We start from the raw sequence: 25,833 nt of genomic DNA, 5'->3' as shown, positions 1-25,833 counted from the left end.
GATATGAAACTTGTAGAGATATCATTCCTGATGGAATCCGACGCCGCCGGCGTAATTGTCCACGAAGGGGGCGAAGCCCGTCTTGAACAACTCCGTGAATGGTTTTCAACGCCAGTCGGCACTGTTTACGGCAATCCATCATGGGGACACCCCTTAAATCAGTATCGACACGAGCCCGAGCTGTCAGCGCCAGCCATTGAAAATTCTATTTTACTGAAGCTCCCGCTGGACTTACCGGAAATACCCGTTACCTCCATCCTCTGCGAGCCGGCAGAAAAAGACTTATTTCATATCACCATTGGCACACCATTTGGCATGCATAGTAACAGGGTGAATCTCTGATGAGTCAACAAGACGTACACCAAGATTTTGATGATCAGCTGAACAAATCAAGCTGGTGGAAACGACATATCGGTACTCAATTTGTTAAGGGTATCTCTCTGTTCGTCAGCCAAGCAATCAGAAGGTGCGAAAATTTCGCTCGGAGAAGATTGCAGGAAACTTTTATTTCTAAAGCCACACTTGAATCCAGTGTGTTGGCAGGAGCTGAAGACCGTGGATATGTAGGTTTAAAAATTTCACCATCCACTGGCCAGGCACTCGTAACCAACAAAGGCAATAAACGAGTGTCAATCCCCCAGGATACTCACTTAATCAGCAAATCATTGCTGGAATACATTTTTACATCCGCCCTGGAAGTAAACCCGGGGGAAACGCTGCCGGCTGCGATTTCACAACTGGCAATCGAGGAAATTGTTGAGATCGTAGCAAGCGGGGGGAAATGGTATAGCGTTCTGCTAAGCAAAGAGTTAACTAAACAGGCTCATTCCATTTCTGTTTACGTAAATGGCCAGCTTTGGGAAGAGCGGTATAAGTACAGAAACACAGGCCCCAATAGTACTGTGTACATGGAGTTTTTCACCAGCACACGTCAATTAGGAGTCAGGTTCGGTAATGGCACTAACGGCAAAGCCATTGCCACTGGCGATGAGATCAAGCTAAAGGTACGACTCACCCAGGGTGAAACAACTCTGTTAGATAACCAGCCGCTACAGTTCATAGGTGAAGCAGAAGGCCTGAATAAGGACATCCAGGTTATTACAGGAACATCGATCACTGGTGGCGCCCAGGGAGCTTCTATTGAAGATGTGCGGCGAGGAGCCCAATACTTAACCAGTTACGACAATCAAATCGCCTGGGATGGTGACTATCGCCAGTTCATCTCAGATAACGTTGGCGGAATTATTTGGCTGTCGGTATGGGGAGAGGCTGAAGAAGAAAAACTAAATGGGATAAATATCAAAAACATAAACAAAATCTTCATCTCTGCGTATTCGGACGTGAAGACAGACGAGAAATTAGCTGAAGAAATCATGCAACTCTTCTCTGGCCGAGAGGCATATAACGAAGGGTACATATGGAGGAAGCGTATCGACATACCATTCACAATCCAAGTAACAGGTAAAGTGAAAGTTAATGGCCGGCCGGATGATGCAGAGATCTTTGTACGTAAGGAGCTCAACAAGAAGTTTGGCAAAGGGGTGAAAGGGAAAGCCGCACGCATCCCAATTGATGAAGTTTGGGAATTCATCACCAGTATCAAAGCACAGGCCTTTATTCAGGAGTTTCGAGTGACAACCAGCAACATGCCAGAGAAAGTCGATGTTGGTCACTACAGCTATCTGGACATTGAAGCTTCCACAGTCGAATTCACATACTAAGGGGGCGCCGTGAAAAATAACTGGCTTAAAGAGCGACTGACCCCTGAAAAGCAAAAGCATCCAATGTGGGTTGATCTAGCGAATGCCATTCAAGCTGTCCTGGAATCACACGTGGAACCAATCCTGGATCGTTTGAAGCGTCGAGTGTCGCTTTTTGAAATGGCCAAGGAAGACATGGATGTTCTGCTGAATGAATTGGGTGATTTTTTCGCGTTGGGCCAGGTCGATGATGAAGATATCCCGTTAGTCCTGATGCAACGGCAAGATGAGATACACCAAAAAAGGACTGTGTATCCTCTCACTGGCACTCTACGGCGAGAATTCGGAGGGCTATCGGTAGCATGGCAGCCGTTCTTTGCCCCCATTGACCAGGATGTCTTCCCGTATGGCACCAGATTTGTAATCGAATCTGAGCTGGACATGGAGCAAATACCTGCGGACGAGTGGTTTATGACAAGCCGGGGCGTTCTCAGGGTCCCTTTGAACGAAGTTCGTGAAGTATACGGAAATACCGAAGAGGATATGAGGCGATTTGAAGAAGAGCTTCGCCGTATCGTATACCCCCTAATTCCATTACGGATTGTCTGTGAAGGCCAGCAATACAAGCTGGATTTTGTTCTTTATGAGAATATTGAAACAATTTCTATAGCCTCTTCAACTGTCACATATGCCCCCATCGTAAAAGAGAAGCAGGAGTCAGTTTCTGCCCATGACACAACCAGCACTCTGCTTGTATTCAACAACAGCAGGGAGCTTCAAACACCTACAACCTATCAAATGGATGTCCAACATGTTGATGCGCTCAACGTGGATTTTAATTATCTGAATTTTTCCTAACATGGTATCAAAATGGAAATAAAATCAAGTCTAGACATTGCAAAACTCCTCAACAGATACTTTGACGAAAGAGCGCTTTCATCACTCCCTCAGAATCCGACTGTGTTCGAATTTGGGCAAGTCCAATTCGCTGACGACCTGGTCACGATGGTGAATGGGAAACCAGTTATTCCCAAAGACATTCCAGGGAATTTAGCTGCTTTGAAAAATGTATTCCTGACCGTTGATGCCGTTTACACATACCTAAATGGAACGATTTACGTTAAAGCGACAATCCCAGCCGGGAAGATCAAAGAGGGAGAGCAACATCGATTCTGCTCTGCTGGGATTTTAGACGGTAAAAAAGGCTTGATCGCTGTGGGTGTGTCACAGCCTGTTTGGATGTACTCAGGACGTTCCCTGGTCGTTGAATTTGAAATTAATACGAACATTGCGTGAGAAGGCATATGACAATAAATAAAACCACTCTGACCATCTCCGATCAGGATAATTTGCCGCTGATAGCGGACCTGGCGTTTGCTGAACAATTCACATCAGCATCACTGAACCGCAAGTTCAAAGGAATCGCACGGCCGGGCATCTATCGTGGGTTTAACTACACGATCGGAAAAGGATTGAAGCTGATCATTGGTGATGATGGCGGTAAAAACACAGCATACATAGAGCGCGGGAAATACACGCTGACAGTGCAAGGGCAACACCCTATTGAAGTTGTTGTACCGGCAGGAAAGAAAAGCGCAGTAGTTTTGGAAGGCTACTACGAGTACGGTGTGAAAACCAAACAAGTCGATAGAAGTGCTACCGCAGAATCGGTCACCTTAAAGGTGATTGATTCCGTGGCCAGACAAAATCACCACGTTGTTATTTGTGAGGTGAATGTGCCGGCCGGCGCAAAACAGCTCACTGATGCAATGATCTCTGAAGAGAATCGTATCGCTGGAGGAATTGACCTCGATTCACACATAGACGTCACGAAAGACCCACATAAGCAGTATTTCAAAAAATCAGGAGGTCCAATCTACGGCCCTGTAGAAGTTAAAGGCTCGGTAACCGCAGAGGCCACAAAGGTTCACCGTAACAACACGTTTGGCATGTATACCGGCGGTACCGATAAATATGTCGAGGTAGTTCCTGTCGATAAAACAGGCAAAACTCTCTGGGATTTTGGTTTACGTTGGATGGGTCCTGATATCGGCTGGACGATTGGCGGCTGGAATAAACTTTACAACGACAATTATCACCCAGAAGCTGATATGTTGGGTAAACCTCAGTCTTATACAGGAACTGGGTTCGTCAAAGAAAGTTTCACTTTTCATAATCATTACGAACAAGTAGTGATCCCACTTGTCCCATTCAGTCCGAGTGAAAACTCAGATATCTCTGAAGTTATTGGAAAGCTGGTTTTTCGACGCGGAGGCCCTTCATCTTCAACTCGTATAGAGGTCATGGAAGTTACCGCTTACCAGTCCTACATGTACAAAGCATTCGGGTTTATCAGGAGTCATTTTACTGCCGGTTGGGCTTGGAGATTAGTCACGTTTAATATAAACGGGAAGACGTGGCTTGGAATCAAATCAACAGAGACCCCAAATGTACAAGACGCCGGCATAGACTTCATTGGTACTCGATGCGTTGGAAATGTAGCCATCAAAGACGGATACCTGGCCTCTGACCAACTCAGGCCAATCGCGTATCAGCACATTTATGATCCTGTTGCCGCAAATAACAAAGTTTTGAACCAGGAGATCCTCGATACATTAACTCCTTTCGAAAGTAATCCTCTCGAATATGCAAACGGTTCAAAATACTACACAGAGTTTCATAAACCCACACCGGCAGAAATTGGAGCAGTTGCCACGCAAGGGACTAGTGTCATCCGGGACGGCAGCCTCCACTTAGGTGACTGGAACAACCAGGATGCACACTATTATCGTGTTTATAGGAAAAGTGGTTCAGCGAATGTTGGGGTGCTGGATGATGGCAGTGCGGCTCGTCTGGCATACATTCCACGAAACGGACTTGAAACGGCTATTGAGGTCGGGAAACCTTACCAAATTGATTACCGGATCGGTGGTAATGTATCTGGCCGGGTACCACTCTGCATGCTAGATGCTATTACCTGGTTACGGCACCATGGCTTCGAACCTGATGCAGACGGTGCGTTTGACCTCAACCACCTAACCGAGGAAAACACCTACACGCTGGCAGGGAAGTTTATCAACACAGACCTGGGTCCAGGTGCGCAGATATTAACAGCGACACTTGAGGTCACCACTCGTATACATGCAGCCGGCGCAAAAGTGACCCAGCGGATTAACCACTTAGGAAAATCATGCATTCGGTATATGACTGCAGCGCCTGCAGTCAAATGGACCGATTGGGCAGTCATATACGATGGTAATAACAAGCCTACCCCTGAAGATGTAGGAGCAGTCAGTCGCAACGGTGACGAAATGACCGGCTCCTTAGAGAACCACCAGCAAAATGTTTATATGGGAGTCAGTTTACCCACGGTTGGTGAAAACAATAGAAATCTGCTGAGAAAATTCAGGGGCGGGAAATCGAATACAATTTTCCATGAGGTGGTCCAAAACAGTACCTGGGAGATTTGGACTGGAAATGAACCAAGTCGCCGCGAATTACGTCTGATTGCTGCTGAACAAGCGCAACTTTGGCTTTCAGATAGTCGCGTATATGCTGAAAACTATAAGCCAAAACCTCAAGACATCGGGGCGTATCCAGAAACAGGTGGAATCCTAAAAGGTGATTTACAAATTGAAAAAGGGGATAACCAAAAACAGCGAATCTCTATGACCGAAGTAAAAGGAGAGCATGGTTTTTATATTGAATACCAAGGAGATAAAGTAAGTAACACCAGCTGTCTTGGCACACGACATAACAAAGTCGACGTACCGTTCATGCAAATTGAGCGCGGTTCAAAAGACGTCAAATTCTTGGGATCTACTGACACAGATGGACTGGTCAAAGAGCAAGGTAAGCGGGTATACAGTCCAAACAATATCCCTAAAGCATCAGAGCTGGGCGTCGGAGATGCATTTCTAAACCGATACAAATTTGTAGGCGGTTTAGACGATTACCTACAGTCAGTGATCCTCTTAGTACCAGACGCTAAAACATATGCAGCCAGAAACAACGGAAAAACTTTGGATGCTTGTTCTGTGTTCGGCCAATTGGTTTTCCAAAGGACTGGTGGAACTCAACGGCTGAATACACTGAACATAAATGCTCAATCCGGTCACACAAATACAATCGCCAGTTTGCATCAATACGGCGACTCAGTATCTCTGTGTAAACTGGTTCGCTGTGTCTACGAAGGGGTCCCGTGGATTGCTCTGATGACGGCCGAAAACCCTCAGTCCTCGACACTACGATTTATCGGGTCCACAGAGGCAATTAAATATCCCCCTGCAGGAGAGAACATTGCCCACGACGTCTTTCAGAAAAATTCACTCAGGGTAGTGATGTATAAGACCGTTGGCGGGCCAAACAATGGGGCTGTGCTTAACAAAGAGATAAATGACTCAATCGAGCCGTATGAAGATGAGTTCAAACTCAGGAATGGTAAAGGCGAAGCGTTTTATTCTCCATCCAACAAGCCAACACCAGAAGACCTAAACGCATTATCTACTGAAAATGGCGGGACAGTTAAAAAGCCAGTTTCTGTATTAGGAAGTGTCTCTGCATACAGTCTTGTGGCCAGAGGTACCGGAAATTCAAAAGGCCTGATGCTGTTAGGTACTGACTCCTACACAGAGCTGGCTCCAATTGATAGCAATGGCGTAACTCAATGGAGCAATTCGATACGTTGGTATGGCTCCACTGATTGGCGGGTTGGATCAAACAACAGAATTTTTCACGAGGGGTATCTACCAAAACCTTCCGTCATTGGTGCTTACTCAATTGGAGAAGTGAATTCAAAGTTTAAATTTGAAACATCTCGTGGATTTCAAGGAGCAACAGTAACTCAATCCCCGGACAAGATTTGGTATCGCATAGCCACCGCTAAAGGGGGAAACCCTGCCTCTGCGATTTTCACAATTGGAGGAAGCCGGGCCGCAAATCACAGCAGCGTAACGTTTATCGCGTCATGTGCCTATGGCCAGAATCCCAATTTAACTCTGATTAGTAAGTCTCATTATGCAGATATCGGGATTCATCGTATTCGACTTGAGTATGGCAGCACATATGAGGATTTTGTCGTCATGGTCGAGGCCGATGTCGACAGCTTGGATTGGACCGTAACAAACGCTCAATCGTTCTTCCAAGACTTCAAAATCAACGACAGCATAGATCGAAATGCAGTCATGTTAACCCTGGAAGATAAGGACAAAAGCATTGATACAGTAGGTGGCCATGTTTATTCAAATGGCTATAAGGTTTACAGCGCAGGCAATAAACCAAAAGCCTCAGACGTAAATGCCTACTCTAAAGAAGAATCCAATAGCAAGTTTTTAGGTATTAAAACAACCGCAGAAAACTCAAAGAAACTAGGGGGAAAAACCCTAAATGAAGTCGTAGAGTCAATTACACGAGAGACGATTACACGTGCACTGCTGGACAAGATGTTCCCGGTAGGTCATATCCTGTATACGACTAACAAAAATAACCCATCAACTTATGAATACCCAGGTGTTTGGGAGCTGGAAGAAGACGACCTTGTTTTGATCAGCACGACAGACGAAAAAAAGTTGGGGCTGATGGAAGGGGAAAATCATCCGGCTGTACCAGTGCCAAAACATGGCCACAGCGCCAGTGCCAATGACCATTACCATCTGTATCAAAAAACAGATTACCTAACTGCGTCCGAGGTAGTCAATGCAGGCCTAGCTCAGCGTGCTGTGCCAGACAATGGTTGGTCTGGATGGGTCGAAACTGGGCGAAGCTCCCCACGAACCATTGGTATACGTATTCATAACAGCAGCTATAAGACATCTTCTGCAACTGGTTCAATTTCAATTAACCCATCCGGTACAGACAAGGTTACATTGGACGTCAGGGGTAAACGAAGAAATGCCTACATATGGGTGAGAACAAAATGATCAAGAGCCCCTTGAATGGGGCTCAATTTTTCCTAACAAAGTTGTCAGATTGACTTTAACTGATAAGATCGCAGTTTATATTCGGTAGGAGCTAACTCTGTGAGTGTTGAGCTAAGCGTCCTAGTTTGTTTGTTGTCGCTGCTCTCAGGTGTTGGTTCATATTTGCATGGCCGGCGTGAGGGGCGACTGAAAGGCGGGCTTTTGGACTTTTCTGCAGAAATCACACTGGCGCTGGTTGCCGGTCTGGTTACCGGTTTCATTGGTGAGTCACAAGAAATCAATACATCGATTAATTGTGCGCTCGTTTTACTTGCCAGCAACAACGGCGCAGACAGTTTAGCGCTGGCGAAGAATGCGCTGAGAAAAGATGCAATAAATCCATTTAAGGGGATCAGAAAATGACTATTAGTACATCACACCTTCTGACCGGAGGGTGCCTAATCATTGCAGCTGTTGTTGACCGTTTCGTCTTACGGCGCCGGCAAGTTGAACTGCTGGCAGTCGAAAAATCACAAGACGATGAGCGGTATTGTCGATTCAGTATGACTTTCCGGACTAAGCATATTCTGCAGAACGCGACAGTAAGTTACACCATACGGGATAAGCAAAACCCCACGACGGTCATCAATGGAAAAACACGGACGTTAGATTTTTCTAAAGTGGGCACCAATTCAGAATACCTGCTTTTCAACAAAAAACTGGTTAATCCTGGCGTATGGGTTCTGGATGTAAAAATCGAAAGTTCAGGAAGTCGAATCAACCCACTGTATAAAATTTTCCCCCTGATCAACCAGGCAAAAAAGGAGTTTATCCTTGAGTAATCCAAACATCAGAGGTGATAAATACCTGGTCGTCGACTCTGCAAATGTAACAGAAATAGGCCTGAAGAAACTTACAGATGAGTTCAAAAAGGCTGGGGCTCCAGTTGCCAGTGTGGATGCGACAAACAGAAAAATCAGGAAGGATTCCCAATATACAAAAAAAGCCCGGCTTTCATTTGAAAACGGTCAATTTGTAGATCTATTTGTAGGTCCCGAAGGTGATATTTATCAAATCAAGCTTAATGGCCGTGCGGCGCCGGTACCAGAGGAAACAACGGAGAAGGGTTTCGCCAAAAGTCTCACTGAAACGATGAAACGGAATCAAAGCCAATTTGACAATTCATTACAAGCCAAGGCAGCAAGGGCGTCCCAGGCTCCCAAGTTCAAATCATTGAGTCGTCCGCTTTCTACGCGGCTTCAGGAAGCTCGTGACCAAGTCACGGCCTTAAATGCTTCAAAAGCCGTTGTAGAACAAGCTCTCGACGCCGCACGAGCCAATAAAACAGCTGCAGACGCAGAATACAAAAACCTAACCGCCAAGCTTGAAGCAGAGCGAAAAGAGACTGCTGACTTAAAAACACAGCTGGCCACACTGCAGGAGTCTCAATCATGACAATATCGCCGATTTCAATTGGTCATGCCTTTTCAGTTAGGAACGTTATTGATCATTTCGCCCAGGGACTGAAACAAGACGAATTAGATATAATTTTCTCAGCGGAGCCCGATGATTCGCTTTTGTTGGAGTCATGCTCGTTGGAGGATATTGACACGACATTATTCTACGGTATGGAGTCCAGCAATGATTTGATGCTGGAAGCAATCACTACAAAAAAATTGCGTTTAAAGAAAACAATGTTGGCATTTAAGCGCTCATTGGATGCCAGCCTAACTGGAACCGGCGTGTTAACAATTGGCGATGTAGAAACAAGTAAACCGAGGAAAAACGGTCATATTGCAATCATGACCGGACGGATTGAGTTGTCCGATGGGCAGTCAGTCTCAGTGATATTTCATGCGCCAGACGACGATCCACTGACTATCAACGATGATGATACCCTGATTGCATTCAGATTCATGCTGAACTCCAAAGATATTACCCATATTGTTGCACCAGCTGGTGGTAAAGAAATATCACTGAAGCAAGTGGTTGTATCTATCTCCAATTTAGTTGAGAAAAACAGTGCTTCCTTCACGGAGAAGCAGAGTGAAAAAAGAGCATTAAAAACCGAGCTGGAAAATGCGTTATCAGAAACCGAAGTTATCGAGTCAGCGATAGCGGATACCAGCGATCAGGTCAATCAAATACAAAAAGAGGCAGACGATTTAAAGCAGGAAAGTCTGGTTATTCAAGAGCGAATCGACCGTCAAAATTCACTTCAGGAAAAACTCAGAAAAGAAATTGAATCGCTGTCAAAACAGCAATCCGAGACCAATCAACTGGGGGCTTCACCCGAGAAGTACTCCCTGTCCAACCAACAGCGTGAATCAGCATTAAATGAGATATGGGCATCAAAAGGTAAGGACACACGTTCCGGCCGTGGTGACTCTCGTTCGGTCCTAATCAATTTTGAAGGGAAAACAACCCTATTCCCTTTGAATGAATTCACCGACGAGCAGATTGCCGCCCAGTTAAAAACAACGGTCGGAGAACTATCTGGAGCTGTTGCTGGACACGACTTCTCGAAATCAGGCGAACAACCTGCAGGCAGTGACGTTACTGACGTTATTAAAACGTTATCCGAAACCGGTACCCGAATAACCACAGACAATGTCATTTCAAATTTGCCTGACAGTGAGACCAAACGTGCGATTTCGTATGCAATATCACAATACCGATTAACCTCTGGCAAGTTATTTATGCCAAAAGCGACAGACTTCGCCCCGAGTCTGCAGCTGTTGCTCGATCATAATGTGACAGATGAAGAAACATTAATCGCAACGTTTAAAGACTATGAAATCTTTGGATTCCTGCCAGGAGATTCCCGAGCCGCCCGTCAGACGGCAAAAGATGCCAAAGCCAAACTAAAATCAATTGCCAAAGAAATGGCCACAGCTGCAAGTAGGAAGGACCCGGGTAAGGTAAGCACAATTCTAAATAAGCTCACCAAAGAATTGCCGAAATTCCAGGCCAAGGACGAGCATGATCAGGTTCGTATTGATCAAATTGTTGAAATGGCGAACGCCGTAAGTTCAGGGACATTAACCCAGGCAGTTGAGTTTTTACAGTATTCAAATGCAGTGTCTTTGATTGATGTTATCGGATATGGCGAGAACAAAGTCGAGCGTGCTGTTTCTGGCCCCCCAAGACAACCTAGTGGCTCTGAACTCAATCCAACAACAAATGCTGACGTGATACCCGGCCCGGAAAAAACTCAGCTAATGCTCATCCATGATCAATTTAATATGGGTGAGATAAACCTGAAGACTGCTAAGCAGCGAGTCTCCGAACTGTGGCCATCGTTGCCTAAAACGGTTCAAAAACAAGCTACACAAGCGGTCAATGCTAAAAGAAAAACATCATTTAACAGTGCATTAAGTGACGCTATTACATTGGAAGCTGCATATGATCCAAATGCCCCTCACGTCCATGCTGGTGGCTTAAGCATTTTTGATTTCAATTCGGAGACGTATAACGTCATTGATGAGATCAACATGTTTGGTAAGTCTTGGGCACAAGTAGCTACTCAGCACCCGCAGAAGTTGATCAAATACGTGCAAGAGCATCATGCGATGGATGAGTTTGAGAAATTGAAAGTGATTGAAGCTATAAACGAAAACTACGTTACAGAGCCTTCAGAAACGCTCTCAGACGAAAAAAACAGTCTTTCTGTAGATACCCCAGACCTGGAAGCTGAAACGCTGCCACAGGAGCCACAGGGTTCTAAGCGTGAGCAGCAGCTTGTAGATGCACTCAAAGGTATTCGGGATGGGTCAAATCAGGACGTGGAAGCTGGCATGACGATTTTGGAGGAAGCATTGACCTTCTTCAATGAGAACGGATTAGATGAACATATGGCATTGCTTGAAGAAGCATTTAATGCTCATACCGCGCTGATGGAATCGCAAGGGATTTAGACCATTGGCCTATCTGATCATGTTTGAGAAACCCGTGGGAGAAAGATTGTGAACATAAAAGAGCGCCTTACTCTAAAAGTAGAGTTATTTGAACTTAAGCGAAAGGTCAGCAATCAAGAGCTTTCAATACAAGAGCGAATGACAGCAAAATCGCGTCGGTTGGAAATCTACAAGCTATTGAAAGCGCCGATTACTTCTGAAACAGCCCAAGTAGAGCCACAAGAAAAATCATTGATACAAAGATTTAAAGATCGTGAGTTTAACATTCAAAGTGCTCAAGATTTTCGGAAAACAATGACAAAAGTATATGGGCTTGGCCTTCATTTAGACGAAGTAGCACTCGGTATGGTTGATTGGTTTAAGTCTAACCAAGAACAGATAGCATAAAAGTAAATAAAAAGCGCCAGATATTAATATCTGGCGCTAAAAATTTACAACTGATTCCCAGTTATTACACTAGGGATATCTTCACGCTCCAAAAATTTACCTCTACACTCATCTTCGCTTAGTTTATGCGTAAGAACAGAAATGTGATTTTCCGCCATATATTCAACACGTAAAATCCCCTTGAATCTAAACGTTCTATCTTTTTCCTCAGGAAATACATCAGATAATTTATTTATTCCAGATTTATTAGATTTAATTGGACCATCAACTACAACTGTACCTTCATACGGAGCTTCAGCAAATTGCTTCAAAAAAGAATGTTCAGAAATAGATTTTGTAAGCTCACTCACTTTAACTGGCTCCGCAAAGGAGAATGTTTTTGTTAAATATTCTGACTCATCACTCCTCTTACTGGCTTGAACCTCTTTAGACTCACTTCTTGAAACTGATATACCACCTTTAATAAAACCGACATTAATACCAACATTCGCACTAATTGAAAGTCCTTGCTTGGACTTGAGCGTATCAGTGTTACTGTATAGAATACCTGTTCTTGTCTCTTCATCATGCTTGAATGTATAACTTTGTTTTTCAGTTGAGCAATTGGTGAATTTTGTTGTCATTACCATGGCTGCTTGCGGGATAGCTTTTATTCTATCTTTAGTAACTTGAACTTCTGGCTCACCTTGAACTTTTATCCCTTGGCCTAACTCTAATTTACCGGAAATTTTTTTGCATACATTTTCTTTAACGTCATAACATGATTTATGACTAACGGGCGGGCAATCAAATGCCAATCCAAATTCATAATTAAGGTCAACACTAGAAACAATACATGGTATTGGTTCATATTCACACTTTCTACCAACGACTTTTTCATAACATTGGTCGCGTAAATAATAGTTCTTTAGACCATTTAACTTTGCATTAATAATTTCTTCAATATTTGTTTCTGTTTCAAGCCTAATATCTAAATCTGAAGAGTCAGAACTACTTGCGGTTTTATACTCCAAACTATCCATGAGACTACTTTCTTTATAGGGATAAAGTAGAACGCGAGAAGTATGAATGTCTTCGTCAGAAGATGATGGATCTTCTTCGCATTCACATTCAGGCTGCCGACTTTCTCCACCATCTGTACATTGAGCTGCTTCGCCTTCCGGACAAGATATTGAGCATGTGTCTCCAAAGTCATTTGATGCATCACAAGAGCTTGAAGCTGATGTGGTGAAAGGGGCAAGAATAAACCCCAAGATACAGAGTGATTGCCAACTGGTCATGTAAACACCTCTTTGGGTATGGGTTTAATAGATGATAGTTAGCACTAGTAGCGGGTAGTGTCTCTAACGGTAGACCTGTGTAGCATATGTTTATGTTGATGATTTTTTTAAAAAGACAAAAAAATTATCATTTTTCGTGTGTGTATGTGCGGTAACTGCTTGCAGTTATCCACATATACATGCGCTAGATCCCAAAAATAAGATCCTTTTTATAGATCCTTTTATAGTACCAATTAGATCCTTAATAGATCCCTACCCCTTTTAGGCCAGTGATATCAAGGCCTAGCGCGAAATGGGGTGTATTCTAATTGGGTTTGTGGTGTATTCTAATTAGGTTTAAGGTGTGTTCAAAATGGGGTGCTGGTGGTTCTAATTGGGTTCGTGGTGTGCTCTAATTGGGTTATTGAGGTGTATTCTAATTGGGTCAGATGCACAAGAAAATCACAGCTGAAGTGGACAATTTTGTGGAAGAATTTCAACTTGAATCTAGTGTAATACCTGGTTCTGAGATCGTAACCTCTGAAAGGGCTTTGCATTGCAATACAACGACCAGCGTTCAGCCTAATGTTCTGCTGCGGACAGGGGTGTTTACTCCAATTGGTCGAAGAACACCCAACAAATATGTTGAAATGGATTTATCCGATGACCTTCGTGATCTGGAGATCTGTCAGACGGAGGGATATGAGCAAGTCACGGTTAAAGGTGAAAAGCTCAATGTGGAAACTGATTTCAAAGTCTGGTGTGGTATTGTCTTGTCCTTCAGCAAATACGGGGCTTCTTCCAATACAATCAATCTGAAGTTTAGTGAGTTTGCGAAGTCGTGCGGATACCCAAGTAGACGGTTTGACAAGAACTTACGACGCCAAATCGGAGAATCTCTGGGCAGGATTCAAAGTCAAAAAATATCATTCCTTCGAAAAGGCGCCGTGAAGGGTGTTCATACAGGCATGCTACTTAAAGCGGAGTTCGACGAAATCGAAGATCGTGTTTTGTTGATGGCAGATGAGAAGCTTTGGGACATGTATCGGTTGGATTTCCAGGTTCTTGTTAGCCTGAAGGTCTTGGAGAAGCTCCCGAGGGCTGAAGTGGCGCAATGCTTGTATCTGTACTTTGTGGCCCTTCCTGAGAATCCAGTACCAGTTTCGTTCGAGAGATTAAGGGATCGGCTTCAGCTTGGATCTTCTGTAAAAGAGGCTAACCGGCGTATCAAGCTGGGACTTCAAAAGCTGGAATCAATCGGTTTCCTGTCTGGCTCCTTTGCTCGAAAGGGGGGAGAGACATTCTATTTGGTTGAAAAGCGCTATAAGCAACTGAATTCTCCCCAGAAAGGATAGTGTGAGGTGGTTCTAATTGGGCACATTACCCATTTAGAATACACTACTTTACTTATTCGGTGTTTCTAAATGGGTTTGCATTGGTGCGGAGAGAGTGGAGTTGATGTGAGGTGTATCCTGAATGGGGAAAAATACCCAATCAGAATACACCGCAATGTTTTTAAACTGGCCTTGGTACCGAGATCCCAATTAGAGCACACCGACAACCCAATTAGAGCACACCTCAACCCAGTTAAAATACACTCAGACTGGCGTATCTTCTGGAATTGACTCTAATGCCGATATCGTGCCGGATATAGCTTTTCGCATAATATTGAGCGCTTCTAACTGCTTTGATGCGGATTTCGTTTGTGGCCCCTCATGCATAAATTCTGCGATTTTTTCAGCGGCGAAGTTTTCTATTGCAGTGAATAGTTGCACATTCTCGTTCTTGGTGGGCATTGTGTACTGTCCTGAGGTATGGAGGGCAACTTTCAATTACCCTCAAAATTGCTGATTCAGTATCGGGTGACTTTTTGGAAGCTACGCATCCGCTTGGAGCTTAAATTTGTCAGAATGTGGCGTTGATACCCATCGCGGAAGTACGATGTCAGAGCACCGAGTCGATTTTTCTTTCGTTGACTTAACTCACTATCAAACATACCGTTTTTAGAGCCTTGATGAACTACCGGGGGGTCCATCCAAAAGATGTTGTAACCCAGGATGTCTCTCATTTTTGTTTGAAATGCATCGATTGGCATAGAGGTCTGGTAATGCTCAAAGAAATCTACGATCCGTTTCGCAGCTTCCAGTTGAATGACATATCCACCAGTTCTTTTGGTATGTGATGCTAAGTAGCACAGCTGCCCCGGATTTTTGATTCGAACCGGAACAGAGCGATTGCTGTGTTCAATGTTCAGGATAAAGTTTCTTTCGCTGGACATCTCAGCCTCGACTGCAGATAACTTTTCAAAGGCATCCTCTGTCAGGTAGGCATCGTCTTCCAGCACCAGTGCGCGCTCAATTCCTTCAGCAACCATTTTCTCGTAGACCAGGATGTGCTTGTACGCGCAAGAGAGCGCAGGAAGACATTCATTGTGCTGGAAATACTTTTCTTTCACCTCTGGCGTTAGGTCAGAAATATCCCCCTCCAGCATGTATTCAAAATTTGTAATTCCTCTTTCTGGAAGATGCTGATCGATGTGTGCTCGTCGGTCTTCATATCCCTTACTGACGTGGATGATAAATACGTTATTTAGGAAGCGATTCATGGGCGATATAACCTAATTATTTGTTATGACAGCGGTATAATATGCAATAAGACATTTTACTCAACACAATTCACCTGCCAGTGCGTTCATATTTCCATTTCTGTTAATCACGTCACAGGTGATTAAGGCTATCTTGAAGTTGAGTGCATCATGGTGAATAATTTTCATCTGGGATGAATCACGGGAGTTGGATCGCCGGACAAAGCTGCACTAAAGTACAAGCGTTCCGCATCGGCTCTGAAGGGAAATACACCTAATAAGATGGAAAATAGGAATACTGTTGTGAGAATTTCATCCCCACAAAAGGATGCGCTGTTTGTATTGCTGCTCATTGAAGAGAAAGGGGAAAATGACCCTTTTCCAGCAACCGATTTATTGATGACAGTCAATAAAATCAGGCCGTGGAATAAGCAAGTCGACGCGAGTAATTTCACCCGGTCTTGCCACAAACTGGCAGAGAATGGGTTTGTTCATAGATTCCGTCACCCACAGTCACTACGTCTCGCATTTAAGCTGACTGATTTGGGCAGGCCTGTAGCAGAAAAACGAAGAGCTGAGTGGCAACGAGAATTAAAAAAGGACCAGTAATGAAAGGTTTGCGTTTCCAAAAAAGAATCAGGATCTTACCGTTCCTCTGGATCAATTTATCTAAATCCGGTGTGTCATTTACGGTGGGCGGCCGGAATCTCAAGCTGAACTTCGGAAAGAAGGGCGCCGTAGCATCAGTTAACGTGCCAGGTACCGGGGTGTCTCGGAAGTCACTTTCAAGAAAAAGCACGGCCAAAAGTTCGTAAAAAAGTCCTCACGTCTGGCAATTGAATTAACATAGTGCCTAATGGGCCGCAATAGTGCGGCCCTATTTTTGATTACTCGAAACGAAAACGTTCTAAGTCCAAATCCTCAAGAGAGTATTCAAACTGTTCCCCTTCAGAGTCTGTGTATACATGGATGTTTGACAGCTGGTGGCCAGCGTCGATCATCACATCCATATAGGCCCAGGCCGCGCATAGTGTTGTCACATCATCTTGAATGTAAAAGTGCTCAGCGGTGGCCGGTTCGTCCTCGTCCTCCAGCTGGAACAGTTCAACAAAACCGTTCTTTAAGAGAATCCGCTTAACCGCCCACCAATACGCCCCATAAGCCCGGTATGACAGCGGATTGTGTGCCAGGGTAGTGATTAGACCGGCGCAGTGGTTATTAATGAAAACCTCAGGGGCCAGGTTGCCACCTTCTAAGGCCTCATCGAGCAATGGCTTTAAGGCCTCAGGGGTAGGGAGTTTAACTGTTGTGATCATTGGTATTTCCTTTAGCGCCCGGCGAACCGGGCGCAATCAGTTAGTTTAAAGCGTTTACAATCGTAGTCAGGTCAGTATCTGCCGGTACGAGCCACCAGCTGCCTTCAAATTCGTCATTGCCATCGACACAATAAATTGCGTCAAACTGCTCTTTGAGGTTGTCTTTCTTCTTACGTAACACCCCGTCATAGCCTTTCGTGTCCTGCAGTCCCAGGACGCTATAAGGTTCGTAGGTAGTCGATTTACGGCGGAATTTGCGCGTAACCAGTGACGTGTTCGTTTTGGCAATGATCCCCATTTGTTTTAGCTGCTCACAAATATCACCAGGGGCGATTTTATCCACGTTATCGACAATGGCCTGCTGGGTATCGTTAAGCAGGGCCACTTCTGGCTTTTTCAGTAGCTTGTCGGCCACATAGAAGATCTTGCTTTGCTTATCGTTAAACAGGTTGCCTAGCTTGCCCTCAATGCGCCATTTAGCGTTAGAGCCGTACAACTCTTCACCGTCCGGCAATTGCGGCGTCATACCTGCAGCGGTTAGGTCGGCCATCATCAGCACATAGTTACTATCATACATTTCCACCACGTTCTTAATGAAGTGATGTTCTGCCCGGTATTTGCTGGCGAACCCGGCAAGATTTTTGATGCGATCATCGCGGCCGGTCGAATCACTGATAAGCTCAATGTAGGTCGCAAAGCCCGAATCTTTGGCGCGTTGAATGAAGTCCTCTGAACGCATTTTCACTACGGTTCTGTAGTCACTGGCGATCTGAGTAGCAATGCGGTTCTCATCGTTTCGGTTAGTGATGTTCGGCATATCAACGTTGAAAACCAGATCCCGGACTCGACGCCACCAGCCATCCACATGACCGGATTGTAATGCGTTCTGGTAGAGGTCATCCCAGCGACTTTCTGCCTGTTTGATTTTATCCTGTACCCATTGGGTAATTTCCTGGTCAGTAGCGGTATTGCCATATTGGTTAATCACGTCCTTCCAGTTTTTACCCAGGATCAACTCTGGCCAGCTGCGCAGATATGGAAGGCTGCCGTTATCCATGGAGTATTGAGCGCAGTATTTAGCAAAGCGTTCCTGCAGGCCTTTATCGGCCAGGTCCGGGTAAACCAGGTAATCGGCGTTTTCTTTCGTCTGGCTGGTTAGGTCGAATTTGCCGTCACGTTCGATAAGAGGCTCGGACGCATCTTTAAATCGGATCCATCCTTCATTGGCGAACCGGTAAAAAGTGGTCCGGTCCATCAGCTGCGTGACTTTGGCCACTTCCATGCCAGCCAGGCTCAGGCCCATTAGTTCGGCCTCTTTCTGGTCAATGCTGGTGGACTGTCGAACCAGGTTTTCAAGCGGGATATTAATCGCCATCCCCTGGCGACCGGCGTACTGGTCATGGCTTTGAAGCATGATGCCGCTAACGGTACCTTTTCGACGATCAAACTCTCGGATATTCACGGTTGCCTCGTATGTATCGTTGCTCCATAGGTTCTTGTTGATCTTGGCTTCGTATGTTCCACCAATCCGGGCGACTTTACCTTTTGACGCAAAGTACAACTCAGGGTGCGTGAAGATATCGTTATCAACGGCCAGGTATCTATCTTTGATGGCTTTCTCTACCTGAGGTTTAAAGCGCTTAATGGCCGCCTGGGCGTTGGCGTACCGGACCATTTGGGACTTAAGTTCCATTAGCTCTTTGCGTGATTTGAAATATTCATCTTCGGCGTCTTTCAGTCGATCGCGGCCCCACTTATCCAGGTTTGCGCCCCGGCGTTCTTCGACCTTGGCCAAGTGTTCGTCATGCTCTGCCTGTAGGGTGTCGATCTTCGCCTGGAGTTCGTCCTGGTCAATCTGGCTATCAGTCATGGCCTTAAGGTAGTTGTTCACGTTCACGGCCGCTACACGACGATATTCCGCTTCCATCTTCTCCTTGCGAATCGCTTCATTGCGAGCGACACGACGGCGGGCCTCTTCCGGGTCAGAGGCCAGCATAATCATATGTTCGTTCGGATCTTCTGCGTTGGCGTTATCGACAGATTTGGCGTCACCGGTAAACAGATCATCAATCCAGCGTGCTTTACGTTCGATAGTGCTGATACGGAACTTATCGAAGGAACCTTTCCCGGCGTAGTAATGCACGTTCACTTTCTTGGCTTTAGAGCCGACGCGGGCACCACGGCCGTTGCGTTGTGTCAGCGATGAAGGGGTGAACGGTAGTGTAAGGTGGTGAATATTCGTGGTACCACGGTGAAGATTTACACCGACTTCGCCTTTTTTGTTAAGAACCATGAACCGGTACCGGCCCTCGTTGTAGGCGGCGGATAGGTTATCCAGTCCGGCCTCTTCTGTGCCCTCATCGACGCCCGAGCCTTTTTTGCCGGCAACGGTATCAGCGTTCAAGATGCCGATTTCCGACAGCTTACAGCCGGTGTGCTCCGCAATCATCCTGGCCAGCTTAACGTGTTGGGTTTTCTCTTCGGTAAACACCAACTGCTTGCCGCCATCCAGGTAAACGGCTTTTGCTTTCTCCAGGAACTTAGCGATTTTCGGCGGGGCCGGGTGGCTGAACTTTTTGAGGCCGAACTTGGCCAGGCGCTTAATGACTTCGGGATCCAGTTCTGCAGTCACTACCAGTTTGCAGCCTTGCGCATCAGTTGTGACGGATACAGAGGCATCCCTTTTCACTTTCTTATTCTTCCGGGTACCGGTTTTCTCATCAATCACTGACTGATTAACGGTGATCGTCGTCGGAAGATCGTCGGCCAAGCTTTGCACTTTGCTGGCGTTGGATTTAGGGAAGACAAAGGTAACGACGCCGTGATACAGGTCCAGGTCCGTACAGGCCTTATCCATATCTCGAATCAGACCGAAAACCGTGTCGTCTGGATATTCCTCGGCAATGGCTTTTGCTTCATCGGAGTCAGGATTCGATAGGGCGTCAGCACGTAGGCGTAGATTCTCGTAAATCTCTGCCTGCTCCGGCGACATATCGACATAGTTGGTGTGTGTCACCAGGTCTGGAATGTGAACCGTGCCCGACACGTCCTTAATCGTTTTGATTTCGGTGTATCGGTGGAACAGGGAGCGCAGTGCATCAAGATTCTGGAAGCCTAGTAAGGCCTCTTTAGTTTCTACCTTGCCCGATAGTTTGTGTACGGCCGTTTCGCCGGTGCGGCCAAACATACGGATAAAGTCGTCGGAATCTACGATACCCAGGCGGGCCCACACTTTCGACGGCACCACTTGGGACAGCATATTGAAGGCATCAATAGGGCTGTTTACTGTTGGTGTTGCTGTCAGGCTGTAACAACCACGATCACGGTTAACGCGTTTGACGTAGTTGTTTTTCATCTGCATATCGAGCGCGATATCTGCAGTCGCACTGTTAGGCATAAACGCCAGCCGGTTGCCGAAAGAGCCGGTTTTGTAGCTGTTGCGGTAGTTGTGGCCTTCGTCCGTAATGATTGAGTCAATCAAGAGATCTTCAAAGTACGGTAGGGCGTGCTTTTTCGTAGAGCCATCATCGGCATACTTGGCTTCGAACCGGTTATTCTTTTCCTTTTCCCGGTGCGTTTCGGCTACGGCGACTAATTTGTTGCTGCCCGCCACCAGTCCCTGACTCACCATTGTCTCGACGTTTTCGGTAATCGTGCTGTCTTTAAGCGGGATTGAAGCGAATACGTCTTTAGTCATTACCACGATAGACACGTTGCTTTGTGCCAACCGGTGTAGGTCTGGAGCGATTTTCTTAGTGGAGGTATCGACGTTTAGCTTTGCTTTCGTTTGAGGCTGGCCATCATTGCCGATTACCTGGTTGCCTTCTTCATCCAGGACCGGTTCACGCACGATATTGCCGTCTTTGTCGCGTACCGGCTCGATACCGATAAACATCTTATTGGCCAGGTTGTCTTTGCCAAAAAAGAGATCCGATTCGTGGTACCAGTTTTCCAGGACCGATTTAGGCACAACAAAAGCAATACGCTTACTTCGGCCGGTCTGCAGGTTATACGTTGCCAGGGCCAGGCCGGTGAAGGTTTTACCCAGGCCGGTACCAAAACCAATGATCCCGCAGCCTTCATCGGAAAAGCGGCGAACCGTTGCATTCTGGTAGCCCATCATTTGAATTGCGCCAGACGTGCCCTGTAGCCCTAAGCTGGAATCATCATAAGACGGGGCAATGAACCCATTGAAACGGTTGTTGTACTCAGTGGTTAACGTGTCGGCGTGATCGCTGGTGGCAATCCACATCGCAAAATCATCATCCAGCTGCCGGACTTGTTCACGAACGGCTGCACGCCCTTCATTGCCCGAACCGCCCCGAACAGCGACTTTATTGAGATAGCTTTCTAACTGGCGCTCGAACTTCTCTTCCGGGTTGTTACGCGTTACGCCATCACGGGTGCGGTAGCCGGTAAAGAAACCATCATCGCCGGTATAGTTCTGATTGAGCGTTTCATTGCCTTCGCTGTCAGTCTCTGTTTTGGCATAAACAAAGTGCTCATAGCCGCGAGACTGCAGAAACTCCAAGATAACGGAGCGGGGCACCCAGTTGTCGGTTAGCTTGAACTTGATATCCGTCGTTTCAGTCCAGGTCCGGCGTTGTTCAATCACGTCAATCTGACGGCGCAGGTTAGCCGCAATGATTGGGTTTTCGATGTTGGCCATACCGGCCCGCAGGCTTTCCAGTTTCGCTACAATATCGCCGCTGGTGGCGTTGTGCATTTGGGAAATCGTACCGTCGGAGTTAATGGCGATATCTTCCATTTGCGCCAGGTACGACAGATATTCCTCATCGCTTAAATGGTCCTTCTTCTCAGTGCAAACCACCCGGAACTGGCCAACATCGATGGCCGTTTGTTGAGTGGATTGGTAGAAGGCCGCCAGGACCTGCCGTGGATCTCTTAGGTCGAAAGACGCGGTTTCTTCCCGTTTCAGGTTGCCACCCAGTAACTCCGACAGTTCACCCTTACCATCGATGGCGTTAGCAAAGGCCTGCCATTTGGCCATGGCTTTTCCTGACAGGGTAGATAGGCCTTTCAGCTTATGCGGATCACCATGTTTGTCGAACTCAGCAAAAACCATGCTGGCCACTTGTTCACGACGTTCGTTTAATGCCTGGCGGTGTTCTTCACTGTCGTCTGGCACGGCTGCCAGGTCACTGACGCTGTTAACCATATGGCCCAGCATCATGCCGCGAAAAGCACGTTCTTGTTTCCCTTCCGGCAGTTTCTTAATGGCCGCCATGGCTTCATTGAAATCGGGATCGCAGTCACGGGCTAAATCACGGTAGGCATTTTTCAGGTGTTCAAAGTCAGCTTGCAGGCAGAGGCTTGGGTTTGCCGTCATGGTGGCCAGTGCATCCTCACTTTTGGCACCATAAACATCGGCCCTCAACTGGCCGGTTGCATCTTGCTGGATTGCGCTTACCCATTGGTTGCCATCGAAGCGCATCATCGTCCCGTTAATGACACGGTGATCGCCCTCTGAATAAACTTTTGCGTTCGGCTCTTTAACGTCCAGTAGATTCCAATCGATACGGGAATCAAACTTATGGGCCAGGGCGGCTTTAATCTGATCGTCCGTGCGCGAACCACGTTCAACTACCTTGCGGGACCACTGGCCTTTGCCTACGGTCTTTTCTGTCCCATGGATGAATTTCTGCCCGTCCTTCTGGTACCACTTACCATCAAGCCAGGTATCCCAAAGGACGTTAGCCTCAATCAGCGTATCCGCATCAAGGCGCTGGATCTTGCCATACAGTGATTTCGGGTGTTTCCGCCAGATAACCACGTCCGTCACGACGCTATCAGATCCGTTATTGCCAAAAGTGCCGGTTGGCAGTCGCTGGGCTCCCAGGAACTCAGCCTTCAGTGAAATGTCACGACGCCATTTTTTAAGCTTTTTGCCGTCAACAATGCGCGACGGTAGAACCAGGCAAATTAGACCGCCGTGACGACACATATCAATCGCACGTGTTACGAAATACTGATCGGCTAGTTTGATATCCCGGTATCCCACATCGTCAACCAGGCTGGCATCGCGGGAACCATAAGGCGGGTTGCCGATAACGGCATCATAGCTGGCACCGATATCAGTGAACGCGTTCTTTTGCACGAAGCGCTCAAAGCTGGAGTTAATCACCTCATCCTCAGGATGGAGGATTTGGTTGATAGCCGAACTGGTTTTGTCCAGTTCTACGGAGGTCATAAGCGTACCAGCCGGCTTGGTGCTTGAGAAAACGCCAACGCCACCAGCCGGTTCTAACACATTTCCGTTTTTGAACCCATAAGCGGCGAGGGCGGCCCAGGTACCATCAGCAACAAATTGTGGGGTGTAATACTCGTTTGTAGAGCCTCCGATTCCGCCCTGGCCACTATATTTTCGTAATTTTTCCCGGTCCATTTCTGTTAGTGAATCGGGGTCATCTGAAATTCGTTTTAAAACGGCTATTGCCTCTGCGTTGGCTGTTCGCCTGATCGTGTTGATAGAGACTCTGTCTGTTTTCTCTACTCCAAACTGAGGCTGTGAATTGAAAGTGAATAAGTGAAAATCATAGATAGAAAGAAGAGCATCTAAACTGCCTGCCGTTCTGGCGGCTGTCTCAATGTCTGAAATACTCATAAATCACCAGTGAGTAAGCAACAAAAAAGCGGCTACATAAAATGCAGCCGCTCCACCAACCCATCCAAGCGCGATACTATTTAAAGCAAGGCCGAAATGGCCACCTCAGATGTACTCTCATTCTTTCCTAACATTAAGCTTTAATCAACATTAAAAACATGACAGCAAGCCAGGTTTCAAACTTATCATCTGTAAATTCAATCAAAAAAAGTTAAAAAAAATATAGTGACAAAATGGGAATAAACCGACCCATTAAGTGAATATACCGAACCTGAAACACACTAAATTCTTGTTTATGCAGATAGAATTGTCAGTTATTAGATCAATTAAAACACTTTGAAGTGTTTATAGGTGAACTATTTGCACTTATTAGGGTGCTTTTGTCACCAAATTTGAAGATGGCATGATATGACCATGAACGATAGAATCATGATTATCTTTCCTAACTAACATGTTTAGGTGCAAATAAAAGGTCAAATAATGGCAGGTAAAGAGAAGCTATCCTCAAAGATTGGCTCCCTGATGCGACAAGTGTTTCCGAGCTATAGAGAGGAAGACCGATATAGTCCAAACATCACAATGGGTGGTAATACGACCGCACAAAGCTGGATGAATGCCAATGGTGCAGACATTCCGTCGTCTTCATCATTGGGTTCGGGTGGCGAATCAAATCGTGATCGGCTTTACATAGACAAATTGCCGGAAGAGCGTATTAACCGGTATGCCATTTATGAAGAAATGGCAGATGACAGCACGATAGCGGCAGCCCTGGATATCCATATAGGGCATGCTCTTTCCACGGATTCTCGTACTGGACGAGCGATGTGGTTGAAGCCTAAATCAGATGCATCTGCAGAGTATGTAGAACGGTTGAATTATGAGGTTATGGAGCCGATTAATAGAGAAATTCTGAATTGGATCAGACCTACATGTATCTTAGGCGCAAATTATGTCCGTCCGCACGGTGAGCCCGGTCGAGGGATCGTAGCATGGGAATCAAATCACTACACCTTACCCTCAAACATAAAAGAATATGAGAAAGGTGGCCAGACAGTCGGATTTACTTCGAAGAATTTCATTTCAAAAATCGGTACGCCTGAACTCGCCCCGCCATGGGCATTAATACCGCTCAAGTTGCCCAACTGGGTGCCCAGCACCAAGAAAGAGCCATCAAGACTGTCTGGCAAAGAATTTAATTTATATGACGATGCATACCGCCGGGATCCGGTCGAAACACAGAACTACGGGATGAGTTTGCTTCACACCAGTCACGATTCTTGGTGTTCAATTAGGCGTTCATTACGGTCATTAGGTGCTTCCAGGAATAATGCCAGCCATATAGATCGGTTTGTAACAGTCTCAACAGATGGATTGGATATAGCCCGAGCATCAGAATACATGCATCTTGTGGCTTCACAGCTGAAACAGGACAAAGAAGAGTCACTACGGCTAGGATTTAAGAGAGGCTTTATTTCAACAGTCTGGAATTCTGTCATTCCAGTAATGGGAGGATCCAAAGGCGGTGTTTCAATAGACACGCAAACAATCAGTCCAGATATTCAACATATCGAGGACATCATGTTTGATCTGAAAAGATTAGCCGGCACGCTGGGTGTTGACCCTTCAATGTTAGGTTTCTCCGATTTATTGTCCGGAGGGCTGGGAGATGGTGGATTTTTAAGGACCTCAATCCAGTCAGCCTTGAGAGCTAATTTGTTGAGAAGTGCAGCTGCATCTTTTGTTCTTCGCAGTATTGATATCCACACCGCATTTAGAGACCAGAAAGTGTGGTTGCCACAGGATCGACCTTTCGAGCTTGAGTTTAATTCGATGAATACTGCTATTGCCTTGGAGGAAAGTGCAGCACGAGAAAGCCGCGCTAACTACGCAAGCATCGTTGTAACACTCTTGGAGCAGATAGAGTCTGGAACACTATCAAAATCAATTACTTTCAAAAATAAAATGTACAACTCGCTACTCGATTGTGATGCGGAAGAAGTTGAATTAATCATAAGCGAGTTGGCTTCAAATGTGGCTGGAAATGACCAGCTTCTTGAATCACTCGGGGCGGACCGATTTAGAAACAACCAGCGAGCAATTCGCGATGAAATTTTAAATGTTCTGTATGAATTGAATGTAGAGGGGTAG

19 protein-coding genes are annotated in these 25,833 nt (G+C 45.9%); 14 read left to right on the top strand and 5 right to left on the bottom strand.

Annotated elements, in window-relative coordinates:
* Window positions 1-3: 3 nt before the first annotated feature.
* From L4174_RS23790 to L4174_RS23745, 10 genes are all read left to right on the top strand, one after another.
* Entirely contained in the window at window positions 4-342 is a 339-nt protein-coding gene (locus L4174_RS23790; RefSeq protein ID WP_248144802.1) for a hypothetical protein, read from the top strand.
* Entirely contained in the window at window positions 342-1,721 is a 1,380-nt protein-coding gene (locus tag L4174_RS23785) for a hypothetical protein (RefSeq protein WP_248144801.1), read from the top strand. The genes L4174_RS23790 and L4174_RS23785 overlap by 1 nt, the downstream gene beginning before the upstream one ends.
* A gap of 9 nt (window positions 1,722-1,730) precedes the next feature.
* On the top strand, window positions 1,731-2,558 hold the full coding sequence (locus L4174_RS23780) for a hypothetical protein (RefSeq protein ID WP_248144800.1): 828 nt from the start codon (window positions 1,731-1,733) through the stop codon (window positions 2,556-2,558).
* A gap of 12 nt (window positions 2,559-2,570) precedes the next feature.
* A complete protein-coding gene (locus L4174_RS23775) occupies window positions 2,571-2,996 on the top strand; it encodes a hypothetical protein (RefSeq protein WP_248144799.1) in 426 nt (141 codons plus the stop codon).
* A gap of 8 nt (window positions 2,997-3,004) precedes the next feature.
* Window positions 3,005-7,618 carry a hypothetical protein gene (locus tag L4174_RS23770; protein ID WP_248144798.1) on the top strand — a complete coding sequence of 1,538 codons (4,614 nt, stop codon included), beginning with the start codon at window positions 3,005-3,007 and terminating at the stop codon, window positions 7,616-7,618.
* Between the two features lie 201 nt (window positions 7,619-7,819).
* A complete protein-coding gene (locus L4174_RS23765) occupies window positions 7,820-8,020 on the top strand; it encodes a hypothetical protein (RefSeq protein ID WP_248144797.1) in 201 nt (66 codons plus the stop codon).
* The gene (locus L4174_RS23760) at window positions 8,017-8,439 is read left to right on the top strand and encodes a hypothetical protein (RefSeq protein WP_248144796.1); all 423 of its coding nucleotides are present in this window, start codon (window positions 8,017-8,019) and stop codon (window positions 8,437-8,439) included. The genes L4174_RS23765 and L4174_RS23760 overlap by 4 nt, the downstream gene beginning before the upstream one ends.
* Window positions 8,432-9,052, top strand: a complete 621-nt coding sequence (locus L4174_RS23755) for a hypothetical protein (protein ID WP_248144795.1) — start codon at window positions 8,432-8,434, stop codon at window positions 9,050-9,052. Before L4174_RS23760 ends, L4174_RS23755 begins: the two co-directional genes overlap by 8 nt.
* Window positions 9,049-11,514 carry a hypothetical protein gene (locus L4174_RS23750; protein WP_248144794.1) on the top strand — a complete coding sequence of 822 codons (2,466 nt, stop codon included), beginning with the start codon at window positions 9,049-9,051 and terminating at the stop codon, window positions 11,512-11,514. Before L4174_RS23755 ends, L4174_RS23750 begins: the two co-directional genes overlap by 4 nt.
* A 48-nt stretch (window positions 11,515-11,562) precedes the next feature.
* Complete coding sequence (locus L4174_RS23745) at window positions 11,563-11,901, top strand: hypothetical protein (RefSeq protein ID WP_248144793.1); 339 nt, start codon at window positions 11,563-11,565, stop codon at window positions 11,899-11,901.
* A gap of 44 nt (window positions 11,902-11,945) precedes the next feature.
* On the opposite strand, the gene L4174_RS23740 is transcribed toward L4174_RS23745, so the two are convergent.
* On the bottom strand, window positions 11,946-13,181 hold the full coding sequence (locus tag L4174_RS23740) for a hypothetical protein (protein ID WP_248144792.1): 1,236 nt from the start codon (window positions 13,179-13,181) through the stop codon (window positions 11,946-11,948).
* 428 nt (window positions 13,182-13,609) lie between these two features.
* Between L4174_RS23740 and L4174_RS23735 the strand changes: the two genes are divergently transcribed.
* Window positions 13,610-14,515, top strand: coding sequence for a RepB family plasmid replication initiator protein (locus L4174_RS23735; RefSeq protein WP_248144858.1), 906 nt, complete (start codon window positions 13,610-13,612; stop codon window positions 14,513-14,515).
* Window positions 14,516-14,758: 243 nt separating this feature from the next.
* On the opposite strand, the gene L4174_RS23730 is transcribed toward L4174_RS23735, so the two are convergent.
* Together L4174_RS23730 and L4174_RS23725 are read right to left on the bottom strand one after the other, a co-directional pair.
* Window positions 14,759-14,956: a hypothetical protein gene (locus tag L4174_RS23730; protein ID WP_248144791.1), complete on the bottom strand. Its 198-nt coding sequence runs from the start codon at window positions 14,954-14,956 to the stop codon at window positions 14,759-14,761.
* 56 nt (window positions 14,957-15,012) lie between these two features.
* Complete coding sequence (locus L4174_RS23725; protein ID WP_248144790.1) at window positions 15,013-15,765, bottom strand: glycosyltransferase family 25 protein; 753 nt, start codon at window positions 15,763-15,765, stop codon at window positions 15,013-15,015.
* Between the two features lie 282 nt (window positions 15,766-16,047).
* Here L4174_RS23725 and L4174_RS23720 point away from each other — a divergent pair, with 282 nt between their 5' ends.
* Window positions 16,048-16,353, top strand: a complete 306-nt coding sequence (locus L4174_RS23720) for a chromosome segregation protein ParM (protein WP_254589153.1) — start codon at window positions 16,048-16,050, stop codon at window positions 16,351-16,353.
* The gene (locus L4174_RS23715) at window positions 16,353-16,559 is read left to right on the top strand and encodes a DUF4236 domain-containing protein (protein WP_248144788.1); all 207 of its coding nucleotides are present in this window, start codon (window positions 16,353-16,355) and stop codon (window positions 16,557-16,559) included. Before L4174_RS23720 ends, L4174_RS23715 begins: the two co-directional genes overlap by 1 nt.
* Before the next feature lie 72 nt (window positions 16,560-16,631).
* On the opposite strand, the gene L4174_RS23710 is transcribed toward L4174_RS23715, so the two are convergent.
* Window positions 16,632-17,060: a hypothetical protein gene (locus L4174_RS23710; protein WP_248144787.1), complete on the bottom strand. Its 429-nt coding sequence runs from the start codon at window positions 17,058-17,060 to the stop codon at window positions 16,632-16,634.
* A 40-nt stretch (window positions 17,061-17,100) separates the two neighbouring features.
* Window positions 17,101-23,685: an Eco57I restriction-modification methylase domain-containing protein gene (locus L4174_RS23705; protein WP_254589152.1), complete on the bottom strand. Its 6,585-nt coding sequence runs from the start codon at window positions 23,683-23,685 to the stop codon at window positions 17,101-17,103.
* A gap of 480 nt (window positions 23,686-24,165) precedes the next feature.
* On the opposite strand from L4174_RS23705, the gene L4174_RS23700 reads away from it, so the two are divergent.
* The gene (locus tag L4174_RS23700; RefSeq protein ID WP_248144785.1) at window positions 24,166-25,833 is read left to right on the top strand and encodes a hypothetical protein; all 1,668 of its coding nucleotides are present in this window, start codon (window positions 24,166-24,168) and stop codon (window positions 25,831-25,833) included.

The sequence above is a fragment of the Photobacterium sp. CCB-ST2H9 genome (assembly GCF_023151555.2).
Taxonomy (GTDB): Bacteria; Pseudomonadota; Gammaproteobacteria; order Enterobacterales; family Vibrionaceae; genus Photobacterium.
Note: the sequence above shows the minus strand (reverse complement) of the source record. Positions and strands in the feature narration are given on the sequence as shown.